The following is a 14,047-nucleotide window of genomic DNA, read 5'->3' as shown; positions in this document are numbered from 1 at the left end:
CGGCTCCTCCTATGCTTAACACCTCTCTTCTATGCTTTCTTTTTCAGCTCCCAGGATAAAAAAACATCCTCTTTTTTCGTGCAGATCATACCGAGCTTTTCAAACAGTTTAATGGATTTGCTGTTCTCATCCAGACACTCCATCTGAATGCCGGCTACTTTTCGTTCACTTGTCAGCCATTCCATGACAGCATCAATTGCTTCATAGGTCAGACTTTCTTCATCAGCCGCTTCATGAATGTTGTAGCACAGCTCAACTGTCCCGCTGTCATCAGGCATTCCCTGAAGAAACAAATCGCCGATAATTCTTTTTTCATCGTATAAAATGATCAGCCAAAGGCCCCATCCGTACTCCTGATCGTTTTTCTCGAGCTTTTCAATATACAGCGGGAGCATCCCTCTTACAGCAGAAGAAGGCCAGGCACAGGGTATTCCAATCGGGGACCGGGTTTCCAGTTCCTTTCTGTGGAAAATCAGCGATTTTGCAATATCCAATGAACAAGGAATAATTAAAAGCCGGTCTGTTATAATTTCAATCATCTTCCCGACACTCCCTTTCAAGAACTCCCTCATACTTTCATTTTATGGCCATAATGAGCGTCCTATACTTCCTGCAGACCGTTTTTTCCGGTTCAGAGCAAAACAAAAGCGGAAGCGCCTTGCTCAGATCCGATAGGCAGATAAGAATCCGGCGGAAAAGTCCGGGTCCCGCCTTTTTTGACGGATTTGTTCTGACAGAGGATCTAGGCGCTTCCGCTTGCCGAAGATAACTTTGTTATATTATCCACAGCCTTTTATTCTTTGTCATTACGTTAAAAATAAAAAAAGAAGCAATAGAAATCTTTCATTCTATTGCTTCCTCGTTTAAAATCCCAATATCGCTTTAAATACAGATGTCGTTTCTCCGCCTTTATATTGAATATAAAGGAGAAAATAAACAGCAACTCCTGTGATTGCAGTAAAAAACCAGATGACGCTTGTTCCGGGTCCAAGCTTTCTGTGCCTTGCGAGCCTGTTTTTAAAACCTGAGACCAGCATGATGATTCCAAGCACTGCCCCTACAGTTGCAAGAGTGATATGGAAAATCAAAAATACAGTATAGTAGATTTTAATTGAATCAGGTCCGCCGAAAGCAGTGTTCCCGACAAAGATTGTCCGTGATGCATAAACAATAAAAAAGATTACCGCAAAAACAGCGGCCGTCATCATCGCCTTTTGATGCGCCTCTATTCTCCGCTGTTTGATAAGATACCATCCAACAGCAACGGCTGCAGCGCTGAGAACGATAAAGGCTGTACTGATAGTAGGTAAAAGAGGTACGTTCATATTGGCAGCTCCTAATATAGTAATCATAGATTGATAAGCAGAAAAACCGGAGCGTATCTTATTTTACCGGCTGAGGAGCAAGACGGCTGCGTTCTTCAAGTTCGTCTTTCTCTCTTTCTTTTCGGGCCCATTTAAAGAAAATAATCCCGAGCAGTCCCCCATAGACAAATTCCTGAATAATCTTCATCATGATGCCGCCAAGCTGCTGGTCTTCCACTAAAGGAAGGGTATTAAACATTTCCGGGCCGGTCAGATCAAGTCCTGCCAGCATGCTTGCAGGAACGCACAGTTCAAGAGCGCTCGCCCAGGCAGCTGGATTCGTGTAGGTGGAATACAAAGATGTATCTGCGAAGATAATCAGCGCACATGCCGGTGTAAGCAGCATTCCATTTGCAAATATGTAGCCAATCTTCTTAATTCCGCCAAGCTCTCTCCATTCAGGAAGCTCATTTAATAGAGGCCACCACATAAGCATAGCGGCAATAAAAATAAAGATGGTAACAGCCGCATGAAGGATATGGTCTGTTTTCACCGCATCAAAAACAAGGGGAATATGATAGAGCGAAAATACGCCATTAAATACAAAAAGGGCAATCAGCGGACGGGACAGGAAGGAAACCGTCTGTTTAATAACCGGTCTGTAAATGATGGCTCTCCACATCCATACGGGCACACCATAAATCATAAGCGGCGGAACGAGCAAATATAAGAGGGCCATTTGTGTCATATGTGCACTGAACATTAAATGCCCCATTAAATCCAGAGGACTGCCTTTTACCGTATAAAGAAGAAGAATAGACGCCGTGAACAGGGCTTTCTGTTTAAAAGTGACAGGTTCACTGTCTTTAAAACGGCTTCTAAGCGGCCCGGCTGCAAGGAAATAGACCACTAGAATACTTGCTGTAAACAGAAAAAAGTACGGGCTCCACATTGCTCTAAAGCCAAACATTTCTAAATTTAACAATGAGTTCAACTCCTATTTCTGCTAGTGTTCCCTGTCCTATTATACACCTTAGATGAAGCGCTATCAATGAACGTTCTATGACAAAGACACAGGACTTCCAGCATTGCCTGAACGAAGAACATAAAAATAATCCGGCTGAAAAATCAGCCGGATCAGAACTTACCACCAAATGATTGTGACAAAAGCTAGGACTGTTAAAAACGCAACGCCGATTCCTGAATAAAGGAAAAGCGCAGGCACCTCATGTCCTTTATGGCTCATGTGCATAAAGTAGTAAAGCTGGAAAATAACCTGTACGACAGCAAGAAGAAGAATAAATGGAATCTTAAACCATTCTGCAATGCCGTCATATCCAATTGCAACAAAGGCAATGACAGTCAGAAAGATCATCAGTGCAAAGGTTACGACCTGATATTTCATGTCTTCTTTGTTTTTCTTGCGGCGATATGCAAGATCTACTTTTGGGTTTCCTGAGTTTTGATTTGCCATCAGTTTATCCCACCATTCCCATTAAGTATACAACTGTGAAGATGAATACCCATACAACGTCAATGAAATGCCAGTAAAGACTTGCAACGTAGTATTTAGGTGCGTTGTATAAATTCAGTCCTCTTTTTGCATTGCGGACCATCAATGTTGTAATCCAAAGGAGACCGAATGCCACGTGGGCACCATGTGTTCCGACAAGCGTGTAAAAGGCAGAGCCAAGTGCACTGCTTGTCATAGTGAATTTGAATTCATGAATATAATGATTGAATTCATAAATCTCAAGTGCAAGGAAGGCAGCTCCTAAAAGAACCGTGATTCCCATCCATAGCTGCATTTTTTTAAATTGAAAGTTCTTCATGTGATACATTGCATATACACTCGTCAGAGAACTTGTCAAAAGAAGCATCGTTGCAGCAAATACGAGCGGAAGCTCAAACATCTCCTGGGTTGTTGCCCCTCCGTTGTCAGAATCCCTGAGTGCCAGGAACGTGGCAAATAAAGAAGCGAACAGGACTGTCTCTCCGCCCAGGAACAGCCAGAAACCCAAAAATTTATTTTTGCCTTCAAGGGTTGCCTTTTCAGGTGAGGCAGGGAACGTTTCAGCTGTCAATTTTTCCTCAACATGCATTATGCCTTTACCCCCTTATCGTTATCATCATTCATCAAATCTTCTTTGTGGATGTGATAACCGTGATCATCAATGACAGAACGCAGGAACATACAGCCAAGAGTAATGGCAAATCCGACGATAATAACCGGAATGCCCCATGCGTGTTCTGAATGATAAAGCAGTCCGAATGCAGCAACGAACAATCCAAAAGACATGATCAAAGGAAGGATCGATCCGTTAGGCATATGAATATCGCCAAGCGGCTCGGCTGGAGTCATTCCTTTATTGCCTTCCATTCTTTCTACCCACAGTGCATCAAGTCCGCGTACAAGCGGAGTTTGTTTGAAGTTGTATTCAGGTGCCGGCGATGAAACAGCCCACTCAAGGTTGCGCCCGTCTCCCCATGCATCTCCTGCAGCTTTTTCACCTTTAATTGATGAAATAATGATGTTCCAGAGCAATACGATTGTTCCGGCTGCCATCAGGAATGCACCGACTGTACTGATTAAGTTACCCATTTCAAGTCCCTGGCCGGGCAGGAATGTGAATATACGGCGCGGCATCCCCATCAGTCCAAGGAAATGCTGAATAAAGAAAGTTAAATGGAAACCTGTAAAGAACAGGACAAATGTAACGACGCCAAGCTTTTCGCCGAGCATTTTTCCAAACATTTTCGGCCACCAGTAGTGAAGGCCTGCAAATAATCCCATGACAACTCCGCCTACAATAACGTAGTGGAAATGGGCTACAACGAAATACGTGTCATGATACTGATAATCTGTAGGAGCAGCAGCAAGCATGATTCCTGTTACTCCGCCCATTACAAATGTCGGAATGAAGGCTACAGACCAGATCATCGGAACAGTAAAGCGGATGCTTCCGCCCCACATTGTAAACATCCAGTTGAAGATCTTAATGCCTGTAGGAACAGCAATTGCCATTGTGGCAACAGCGAAAATTGCATTTGCAATAGGTCCAAGACCGGTTGTAAACATGTGATGCGCCCATACCATGAATCCTAAAAAGCCGATAAGTACAGTTGCGAATACCATTGAAGAGTATCCGAAAAGACGCTTTTTAGAAAAATGAGGAAGGACATCAGAGAAAATTCCGAATGCAGGAAGAATCAGGATGTAAACCTCAGGATGTCCGAAGATCCAGAATAAATGCTCCCAGATAATCGTATTTCCGCCAAGTTCAGGAACGAAAAACCCTGTTCCGAATACACGGTCAAACATCATAATTGCAAGACCCACAGTAAGCGGCGGGAAAGCAAATAAGATAAGTGCAGATGCAACAAACGTTGTCCAGGTAAAAAGCGGCATGCGCATATAAGTCATACCAGGCGCACGCATGTTAATAATCGTTGCCAGGAAGTTAATCCCTGCAATAAGTGTTCCAAAACCTGATATCTGAAGACCGAGAAGATAAAAATCGATTCCGTGTCCCGGTGAATTGAGGGCAAGCGACGCATAGTTCGTCCAGCCTGCATCAGGTGCTCCCCCTAAAAACCAGCCCATGTTCAGGAACAATCCCCCAAAGAAGAAAAGCCAGAATCCAAGTGAGTTCAAGAAAGGAAATGCAACGTCGCGTGCTCCGATCTGAATCGGTACAACCGCGTTCATAAATCCAAAAATCAGCGGCATCGCTGCCAGGAATATCATGGTCGTACCATGCATAGTCAATACTTCATTATATAGTCCGGCTGAGATGAAATCATTATCCGGTACAGCGAGCTGAATACGGATCAGCATCGCTTCCAGACCTCCCACGAGGAAGAAGAAGCCGCCGGAAACCAGGTAAAGGATGGCGATTTTCTTATGGTCTACCGTTGTCAGGTAGTCCCAGAGAACTGCGCCGAACCCCTTTTTCTGAGTTAACGTACTCACAGTGTTACCTCCCTTTTATTCTGCTAAGACAATCTTATTTGGCTTCTACCTTCAAGCCGCTTAAGTATTCTGTAAGAGCATCAAGTTCCTGATCATTCAGTTCCGGGTATGTTTTTGTCATTTTATTGCCCGGTTTGTACTGTTCAGGATCTTTCAGCCAGTTTCTGATGTTCTCTTCATTATGAGGAAGAATTCCTGCAACTCGTGAACGCTCGCCGAAGCTTGCAAGGTTTGGAGCAGTTCTTGCCTGTTCAGGACGCTCATCCACCGGAGTGACAGCGTGACAGCCGATACAGCTTTTTTCCTGGAACAGCTTCTCTCCTTCTTTAGCAAGGTCAGAAGATGCAACAGCTTTGGCATTCTTCATTTCTTCAGCCCACTGAACAAAATCTTCCTTGGATTTTGTTTCAACTTTAAAATCCATCAAAGCGTGTGAAGGTCCGCAAAGCTCAGCACATTTTCCGTAGAAGTATTCTCCGGCCTGCTCAGCACGGTCACCGTCAAAATTAAGCCAGAATTTATTCACATTCTCCGTGTTTGTATCCATTTTTCCGCCTGCAGAAGGCACCCAGAATGAATGCTTGACATCGGAAGCAATCAGATTAAAGTAAACCCTTTCATCTGTCGGCACAACTAAATCCTGGCTCGTGATGATCCCGTAGTCAGGATACTCAAATTCCCACCAGTAAAGGTTTGCTCTTACATTTACAACGACTGCATCTTCAGGCTTGCGGTCTTTTTTATCCATTGCCTTGACGTCTGCAAGCTCAAATGTTGCAGATACTACAGGAACCGCCAGCACAAGCAGTAAAAGAATAGGAATAACAGTCCAAATGATTTCCAGTTTATGACTTCCCTCTACTTGCTCAGGAATTTTATTTTCCTCACCTTTGCGCTGTCTGAACTTCACAACTACATAAATGAAGATCACAGTTACGACTGCGATTACAATGACCATGATGAGTGTACTCAAAATCATAAGCGAGTACTGCATATCCGCTACTTCACCAGCTGGTTGAAGAGCGGAAAGATATGGTTCACCACAGCCGGCTAGGACAAGTGTCAGCATTGCAAATACGGCAACGAGACGAAATTTTGTCAGCCTCTTTTCCATAGCTAAATCAAACCCCTCTTTCAGTAAATTAATCCCCGCATGCTAAACAGGAATTGTCAATTCCTTCTATGTAAATTCCTAAAAGAAAGAATTTCTAACCTAGTTGATCGTGAAAAGTACCATCGCCACAAAAAGGATCGTTAAGTAGTTCAGCGAATAAATAAACATCCACTTTGCCCATTTCAGGTCATCCTTAGCCCTTATGCCGGACAGGGCAAGCACTAGCCAGCCGAGGTTCAGGGCAGTTGCCAGGATGATGAATGCTGCTCCAAGCTGAAACAAGTAAAACGGCAAAGGCAATAGACAGATTACCCAGACCATCATTTGCCTTTTGGTAACAGCAAATCCGTGAATGACAGGCAGCATCGGTATCCCGGCTGCCCGGTATTCCTCAACCCGCTTCATTGCGAGAGCGAGAAAATGCGGCGGCTGCCAGATAAACATGATCATGAACAATACCCATGCCGTCACACTGAGGTCTGCATCAACAGCTGCCCATCCAATGAGAGGAGGAACGGCACCGGAGATGCTGCCGACAACTGTATTCAGCGTATAGTGGCGTTTTGTCCACATTGTATATAAAAAGACGTATGTAATTACGCCGATCAACCCGATAAGCGTTGCTGCTGCCGTTGTCATGGAGAGCATGATAAATCCGAATGCAAGCAATAAAACACCAATCCACAGTGCCTGAACTGGATTCATTCTGCCTGTGACAGTCGGTCTCGTCTTTGTCCGCTCCATAATATGGTCTATGTCACGGTCATAAAAGTTGTTGATGGCACAAGATCCTGCAATCACAAGAGCGGATCCTGACAGCGCATACAGAACTGTGTCAATATTGCCGAGAAAACTCAGCCCGTTAAAATAGAGCGCAAGCCAGATGCCAGTGAACGCGGTGATTAAATTGGAATTGACGATTCCCATTTTAATAAGGCTCAAAAAGTCTTTTAAGACGGTTGTTTCATAAACTACCTCACCGAATCCTGTTTCTTTCGAGGTCCTTGAATCAGGCACGTATGACAGTCCCCCTTTTTACTCTGCTGCCGGCTGTGCAGCTTGCTATATCATACTAAATTAAGCAATATTTTCAAAATCGCTTCCTTCTTGATATTAAACCATAATCGGTTCTTTTTTTGTGAACAAAATATGAAGAAGTTTTGTCGAAATTGTGAAGCAGAACAGGAGAGCCGGCTAATTCATTGAAAAGCAATTCATTCACTGATACTCTAAAAATAAATGGCATACCTTTATGACTACGTTAACATTCTATCATACCTGTCAGGAATTTTTTATAGATAATGGAATCTTTTGCGAAAAAATGATTCTAATGGGATTTCTCCATATCATTCCTTTTCATTCATTCTGTTTTGCCAGTATAATAAACAGTAGATAGATATTGTCAATATTTGTTGCCTGCCGGACTTTAAAGTGTCCGGTTTTCATAAGCTCATTACTACGAATAAGAAGGTGAACATCTTGCATCGAGCATTAAAAGGAATAGGTGTGCTCACAACACTTGTGATGCTTCTTGTGCTTTTAGGGGGAGCACTCGTCACAAAAACGGAATCCGGGGCAGGATGCGGAGATTCCTGGCCGCTTTGCCACGGAGAACTGATTCCGTCTGAAATTACCCCGGAGCTTGTCATTGAGCTCAGCCACAGGGTTGTCAGCGGACTTGCGGGCATTCTTGTCCTGCTGTTGGCTGTAACGTCCTGGATTAAAATCGGACATAAGCGGGAAACGAAATTTCTGGCTGCTCTTTCTTTCTTTTTCCTGATTCTTCAGGCGCTTATTGGTGCAGCCGCAGTAAAATGGGGACAGTCTGATGCCGTACTTGCCCTGCATTTCGGTATTTCTCTTATCTCTTTTGCATCAGTTCTGCTGCTCACCCTGCTGATTTTTGAAGTGGACAAAAAGTTTGATACAGAGTCCCTTATTATTGATAAAAGGATGAAATTCCACAGCATCGGCATCATTTGCTACACATATATCGTGGTCTATACAGGTGCATTTGTCAGACATAAAGGTGCAAGCCTCGCATGTCCGGAATGGCCGATGTGCAGCAACAGACCATACGGGCTGCCTGCAACTCTGCATGAGTGGATTCAGATGGGACACAGATTTGCAGCTGCTCTGATTTTCGTTTGGGTGGCATATGCTGCTTATACCGCAGTTAAACACTATAAACATCAGAAAGTTGTCTATTATGGATGGATCATAGCGTTTGCCCTTATTTCCATGCAGGTCGCATCAGGCGCGCTTGTCGTATTAACCGGGCTGAACCTTGGCGTTGCCCTGGCCCACGCACTGATTATTTCCTGTCTGTTCGGCGTGCTGAGCTATTTCATTCTGCTGATCAGCCGCAACCGGATGAACCGTGAAGCTTTGAAGAACAAAGAAGATAAGAAAGCCATATAAAAAGAGAGGCGACTATGCCTCTCTTTTTATATACCCTGAAACATTTCAATTGCTTTTACCCGCTGTTCGCTGTGTATGACTGTTGGTTCCGGATAATCGTTTCCGATGATGCAGCCAGCTTCTTTCTGTTCCCCGCTGCTCATCTTCCACGGCTCATGGATCCTTTTAGCGTCTACGTCACGAAGCTCGGGCACATATTTTTTGATGTACTCTCCGTCAGGATCAAACTTTTTTGATTGTGTGACCGGATTAAACACTCTGAAGTACGGGACCGGGTCTGTTCCGACAGATGCTGCCCACTGCCATCCTCCAATGTTGGATCCAGGCTCATAATCGACAAGTTTTTCTGCAAAGTAAGCCTCCCCGAGCCTCCAGTCAAGCAGGTAATCTTTCGTTAAAAAGGAAGCTGTGATCATTCTTAGCCGGTTATGCATCCATCCTTCTGCATTCAGCTGCCTCATTCCCGCATCAACAATCGGATAGCCTGTTTTTCCTTCTTTCCACGCTTTCAGCCTCTCTTTATCCGTATTCCATTTGATTGTCCGGTAGCGCTGATCCGCTTCTTCATTCACGCTGTTTGGGAACTGAACGTACACCATATTATAAAAGTCCCGCCAGGCAAGCTCCTTGATGAATGTTTCTTTTCCCGTATCCTGAAAATGATCCTCACTCTGCATGATGTGGTGATAGACAGTGCGGATAGAGATGCTTCCAGTTTTTAAATATCTAGAGAGTCTGCTTGTCCCCGCTTCAGCAGGAAGGTCTCTTTTTTTATGGTAATCTTCCAATTTTTCGTCTGTAAACTCCTGCAGGGTTTTAAGAGCAGCTTCTTCCCCGACGTCCTCCCTTTCTTCAAGGCTGCCGATAATCTCCTTAAGCTTTTCAGCCCCATTACCAGGGAGGTCCTGCTTTGAAACGGTGCAGGCACTGAGTTTTTTCAGATCGATTTCGGCAGGCTGTTTTTTTTCAAGCTTGCTCCACGCTTTATAATAAGGCGTGTAGACTTTGTAAAAGGAGCCGTCCTGCTTTTTAACTTCCTGAGCCCCGTGAAGGAAATGATCCTGAAACGTCCAGTACTCGACCTCATTTTCTTTCAGAACCTTTTTCACCTTGTCATCGCGTTTTTTTCCGTAGCCTGTTTCATCTTCATTAAATAAAAACAGGGTGATCTCAGGTATTTTTTCAATAATCAATTCCATTATTTCTTCTGTCTCGCCATACATCAGATGAAAGGCAATTTTATGTTCCCCGCAATGATCCATAAACGCCTTTAATGTCTGAAAAAAATAGTGATGGCGGAAGTCTGCCGGATTTTCGAGAAAAGCCGGATTCAGCTGAAAAAACAAAAACAGCTTTCCGTTATGTTCTTCTGCCCATTTTACGGCCTCTGTCAGGGCTGTATGATCCTGCAGCCTTAAATCTCTTCTGAACCAGACTGCTGCTGTCTTCATGACAATCACCTCTTTCATGATTGTACTGTTTTCCCCCGGCGAATGAAAGAAATGATAGGCTCGCTAAAGAACAAAACGTAAGCGCCAAGGCCCGCTCCGATAGGCAGATAAAAATCCGTCGGAAAAGTCCGGGTCCCGCCTTTTTTGACGGATTTGTTCTGACAGAGGATTTAGGCTCTTCCGCTTGCCGAAGATAACTTTGTTATGTTATCCACAGCCTTTTGCTCTTTATAATTTCCTTAACAACGAAAAAGACAAGAGCCGGCTTCACACCGGGCTCTTGCCTTTGCAGTTTTTTCAAGTGAGAATTACTCAGTCATTTCAATCAGCAGATCACCAGTCTGAATGGCTTCACCGTTTGAAACATGAATCTCTTTTACGGTACCTGAGAATGGAGCCTGAACGGTCGTTTCCATTTTCATAGCCTCAGTTAAAAGAAGATGATCGCCTTTGCTTACTTTTTCGCCTTTTTCAACAAGTACTTTTATCACTGTGCCGGGCATTGTCGCACCAATGTGATCCTTGTTGCCTTTATCAGCTTTCATTTTGGCGGTAACCGTCGCCTTGACGTTTTCATCGCGGATGATGACTTCACGCGGCTGGCCGTTCAGTTCAAAATAAACGACCCGCGTACCGTCCGGCTGAGGTTCGCCTATTGATACTAGTTTTACGATCAAGGTTTTACCCTGTTCAATTTCAACTTCAATCTCTTCCCCAAGTCTCATTCCGTAAAGGAATGTAGGTGTATCAAGCACAGAAATATCACCGAATTGTTCAAACGTCTTTGCATAGTCAAGGAAGACTTTAGGGTAAAGAGCATGGGCAATCGCATCAAAACTTGTCACCTGACGGCCAAGCGTTTTAAACAGGTCTTCTTTTAAAGCAGGAAAATCAACCGGCTCAAGCAGTTCTCCCGGTCTTACCGAAATTGGATCTCTGCCTTTAAGAATGATTTTTTGCAGTTCTTCAGGAAATCCGCCATGCGGCTGGCCGAGATAGCCTTCAAACAGCTCTACAACTGAATCAGGAAAATCAAGCGATTCGCCGCGCTCAAAGATATCATCTTCAGTCAGGTTGTTTTGAACCATAAACAGCGCCATATCGCCGACTACTTTAGAAGAAGGCGTCACTTTCACCAAGTCTCCAAAAAGATCGTTGACGCGTCTGTACATTTCCTTTACTTCATTCCAGCGGTCATCAAGGCCGACTCCTTTGGCCTGCTGCTGAAGATTGCTGTACTGTCCGCCGGGCATTTCATGCATGTAAACTTCAGAGTGAGGGGCATTCATGCCGCTTTCAAAATCCCGGTAATAGTGACGCACTCCTTCCCAGTACTGCGAAAGCTCTTCGAGTGCTTCAATATCAATATTCGGACGCCGCTCCATTCCCTGCAGAGCATGATAAAGGGAATTGGCGCTCGGCTGTGAAGTCAGACCTGCCATCGAACTCACTGCTGTATCCACAACATCAACACCTGCTTCAATCGCTTTGGCATATGTAAACAGGCCGTTTCCGCTGGTATCATGTGTATGAAGATGAACAGGGATATCAATTGTTTCTTTCAAAGCGGAAATCAGATCATAGGCAGCCTGCGGTTTAAGAAGACCCGCCATATCTTTAATTCCCAGAATATGCGCCCCTGATGCTTCAAGTTCTTTCGCAAGGTTCGTATAGTAGGCAAGATCATATTTTCGGCGGGAAGGATCAAGAATGTCCCCTGTGTAGCAAATAGCCGCTTCTGCAAGCTTGTTTGATTTTCTTACCGCTTCAATGGCTGGCCGCATTCCCTCTACCCAGTTCAGGCTGTCAAAAATCCGGAAAACGTCAATGCCGGCATAGGCTGACTTTTCTACAAACTCTTCAATCACATTGTCAGGATAGTTCTTATACCCTACAGCATTTGAAGCACGGAGGAGCATCTGCAGCAAAACATTCGGGACTTGTTTTCTGACTGTCAGCAGTCTGTCCCACGGATCTTCTTTTAAGAATCTGTACGCTACATCAAATGTAGCGCCGCCCCACATTTCAAGAGAAAACAAGTTAGGAAGAAGTCTTGCTGTAGGCTCTGCAATATGTTTGATGTCATTTGTTCTCAGTCTTGTGGCAAGCAGAGACTGATGGGCGTCGCGGAATGTTGTATCCGTCAGCAGCACTTCGTTTTGCTCTTTCAGCCAGTTTACAAGACCTTCAGGTCCAAGCTTGTCCAGAATCTGTTTTGTTCCCTCAGGGACCGGTTCTGAATATTTGACTTTCGGAATATGAAGCTTGTCAAATACAGGTTTCTTTTTCTTCTCAATGCCGGGAAATCCATTCACGGTCACATTGCCGATATAGGAAAGCATCTTTGTTCCCCGGTCTTTTTTCTTCGGAAAAACAAACAGCTCCGGTGTCGAGTCGATAAAAGAAGTATCGTATTCACCTGACATAAACTTTTCATGCCTGATTACGTTCTCGAGGAACGGAATGTTTGTTTTAATTCCGCGGATGCGGAACTCCCTTAAGTTTCTGATCATTTTGGCAGCTGCCTGTTCGAAGGTAAGCGCCTGTGTTGAAAGCTTTACAAGCAAAGAATCATAGTGAGGTGTAATGACAGCCCCCTGGAATCCGTTGCCGGCATCAAGTCTGACCCCGAATCCGCCGCCTGAGCGGTAGGCCATAATTTTTCCTGTATCCGGCATAAAGCCGTTCAAAGGATCTTCTGTCGTCACCCTTGATTGAATGGCATAGCCTGTTACTCTGATCTCATCCTGCTGCGGTATGCCGATTTTACTGCTGTGTAGGGCATGTCCCTGTGCAACCATAATCTGCGTCTGCACAATGTCAATGCCAGTCACCATCTCAGTAATCGTGTGCTCTACCTGTACGCGGGGGTTGACTTCAATAAAGTAGAATTCTCCGCCTGCTACTAGAAACTCAACGGTCCCTGCATTTACATAGCTGACGTTGCTCATCAGTTTCACAGCTGCATCGCAAATCTCCCGTCTGAGTTCTTCGCTTACAGATACGCTTGGTGCAACTTCCACAACCTTCTGATGACGGCGCTGAACCGAACAGTCGCGCTCATAAAGGTGAACGATGTTTCCGTGGTCATCCCCGATAATCTGAACTTCAATGTGCTTTGGATTTTCTATCAGCTTTTCAACATACACTTCGTCATTGCCGAATGCAGCCTTCGCTTCAGATTTGGCGCGCTCATAGCTTTCTTTCACCTCAGAAGCACTTCTGACAATCCTCATGCCGCGTCCGCCTCCGCCAAGGGAAGCTTTGATAATGAACGGATATCCGTTTTTGCGTCCGAAATCAACTACATCCTCAAGGCTTGCAACAGGTCCGTCGCTGCCTGGGATGACAGGGATTTCTGCCAGTTCGGCCTGTTTTCTCGCTTTTACTTTGTCCCCGAACATATCGAGATGTGCGGATTTAGGCCCAATAAAAATAATGCCTTCTTCTTCGCATCTTCTTGCAAAGTGAATGTTTTCAGACAGGAATCCGTATCCGGGATGGATGGCGTCAACCCCGTTGTTTTTAGCAATTTCAATAATGCCTTCAATATCAAGATAGGCATCGATCGGTTTTTTCCCTTCACCGACTATGTATGCTTCATCTGCTTTATAACGGTGGAAAGAGCCAGAGTCCTCCTTGGAATATACAGCGACCGTTCTGATGTTCAGCTCCGTGCAGGCGCGGAACACGCGAATGGCAATTTCACCGCGGTTAGCTACAAGTATTTTCTGAATTTTTTTCTGCGTCATAGGAATCCCCCTTAGGCTTCATCAGTTGTTCG

General features: G+C 44.6%; 11 protein-coding genes. 1 reads left to right on the top strand and 10 read right to left on the bottom strand.

Annotated features, from left to right (window positions below; translation table 11 throughout):
- Positions 1–29: 29 nt before the first annotated feature.
- From ACTSEZ_RS04265 to cyoE, 8 genes are all read right to left on the bottom strand, one after another.
- Positions 30–539, bottom strand: a complete 510-nt coding sequence (locus tag ACTSEZ_RS04265; protein ID WP_369732946.1) for a GNAT family N-acetyltransferase — start codon at positions 537–539, stop codon at positions 30–32.
- Positions 540–863: 324 nt separating this feature from the next.
- Positions 864–1,325 carry a DUF420 domain-containing protein gene (locus tag ACTSEZ_RS04260; RefSeq protein ID WP_369732945.1) on the bottom strand — a complete coding sequence of 154 codons (462 nt, stop codon included), beginning with the start codon at positions 1,323–1,325 and terminating at the stop codon, positions 864–866.
- A gap of 58 nt (positions 1,326–1,383) precedes the next feature.
- On the bottom strand, positions 1,384–2,274 hold the full coding sequence (gene ctaG, locus ACTSEZ_RS04255) for a cytochrome c oxidase assembly factor CtaG (protein ID WP_369733088.1): 891 nt from the start codon (positions 2,272–2,274) through the stop codon (positions 1,384–1,386).
- Positions 2,275–2,448: 174 nt separating this feature from the next.
- Positions 2,449–2,778, bottom strand: coding sequence for a cytochrome c oxidase subunit IVB (gene ctaF / locus ACTSEZ_RS04250; protein WP_369732944.1), 330 nt, complete (start codon positions 2,776–2,778; stop codon positions 2,449–2,451).
- 4 nt (positions 2,779–2,782) lie between these two features.
- Positions 2,783–3,406, bottom strand: a complete 624-nt coding sequence (ctaE, locus tag ACTSEZ_RS04245) for a cytochrome c oxidase subunit III (RefSeq protein WP_369732943.1) — start codon at positions 3,404–3,406, stop codon at positions 2,783–2,785.
- The gene (gene ctaD, locus ACTSEZ_RS04240) at positions 3,406–5,277 is read right to left on the bottom strand and encodes a cytochrome c oxidase subunit I (protein WP_369732942.1); all 1,872 of its coding nucleotides are present in this window, start codon (positions 5,275–5,277) and stop codon (positions 3,406–3,408) included. The genes ctaE and ctaD overlap by 1 nt, the downstream gene beginning before the upstream one ends.
- Before the next feature lie 34 nt (positions 5,278–5,311).
- Complete coding sequence (gene coxB, locus ACTSEZ_RS04235) at positions 5,312–6,391, bottom strand: cytochrome c oxidase subunit II (protein WP_369732941.1); 1,080 nt, start codon at positions 6,389–6,391, stop codon at positions 5,312–5,314.
- A gap of 99 nt (positions 6,392–6,490) precedes the next feature.
- The gene (gene cyoE, locus ACTSEZ_RS04230; protein ID WP_369732940.1) at positions 6,491–7,408 is read right to left on the bottom strand and encodes a heme o synthase; all 918 of its coding nucleotides are present in this window, start codon (positions 7,406–7,408) and stop codon (positions 6,491–6,493) included.
- Positions 7,409–7,870: 462 nt separating this feature from the next.
- Here cyoE and ACTSEZ_RS04225 point away from each other — a divergent pair, with 462 nt between their 5' ends.
- Entirely contained in the window at positions 7,871–8,812 is a 942-nt protein-coding gene (locus tag ACTSEZ_RS04225; protein ID WP_369732939.1) for a COX15/CtaA family protein, read from the top strand.
- A 26-nt stretch (positions 8,813–8,838) separates the two neighbouring features.
- Here the strand turns inward: ACTSEZ_RS04225 and ACTSEZ_RS04220 are convergent, their stop codons facing one another.
- The gene (locus tag ACTSEZ_RS04220; protein ID WP_369732938.1) at positions 8,839–10,263 is read right to left on the bottom strand and encodes a cryptochrome/photolyase family protein; all 1,425 of its coding nucleotides are present in this window, start codon (positions 10,261–10,263) and stop codon (positions 8,839–8,841) included.
- 308 nt (positions 10,264–10,571) lie between these two features.
- The gene (gene pyc, locus ACTSEZ_RS04215; RefSeq protein ID WP_369732937.1) at positions 10,572–14,015 is read right to left on the bottom strand and encodes a pyruvate carboxylase; all 3,444 of its coding nucleotides are present in this window, start codon (positions 14,013–14,015) and stop codon (positions 10,572–10,574) included.
- Positions 14,016–14,047 lie beyond the last annotated feature (32 nt).

This window comes from Metabacillus mesotrionivorans (assembly GCF_052171315.1).
Taxonomy (GTDB): Bacteria; Bacillota; Bacilli; order Bacillales; family Bacillaceae; genus Bacillus_P.
Note: the sequence above shows the minus strand (reverse complement) of the source record. Positions and strands in the feature narration are given on the sequence as shown.

Coding starts and splice junctions, on each gene's coding strand:
- pyc (WP_369732937.1), bottom strand. CDS start 14,015: ATGACGCAGAAAAAAATTCAGAAAATACTTGTAGCTAACCGCGGTGAA.
- ACTSEZ_RS04260 (WP_369732945.1), bottom strand. CDS start 1,325: ATGAACGTACCTCTTTTACCTACTATCAGTACAGCCTTTATCGTTCTC.
- ACTSEZ_RS04220 (WP_369732938.1), bottom strand. CDS start 10,263: ATGAAGACAGCAGCAGTCTGGTTCAGAAGAGATTTAAGGCTGCAGGAT.
- ACTSEZ_RS04265 (WP_369732946.1), bottom strand. CDS start 539: ATGATTGAAATTATAACAGACCGGCTTTTAATTATTCCTTGTTCATTG.
- ctaE (WP_369732943.1), bottom strand. CDS start 3,406: ATGCATGTTGAGGAAAAATTGACAGCTGAAACGTTCCCTGCCTCACCT.
- coxB (WP_369732941.1), bottom strand. CDS start 6,391: ATGGAAAAGAGGCTGACAAAATTTCGTCTCGTTGCCGTATTTGCAATG.
- ctaG (WP_369733088.1), bottom strand. CDS start 2,274: ATGTTTGGCTTTAGAGCAATGTGGAGCCCGTACTTTTTTCTGTTTACA.
- ctaF (WP_369732944.1), bottom strand. CDS start 2,778: ATGGCAAATCAAAACTCAGGAAACCCAAAAGTAGATCTTGCATATCGC.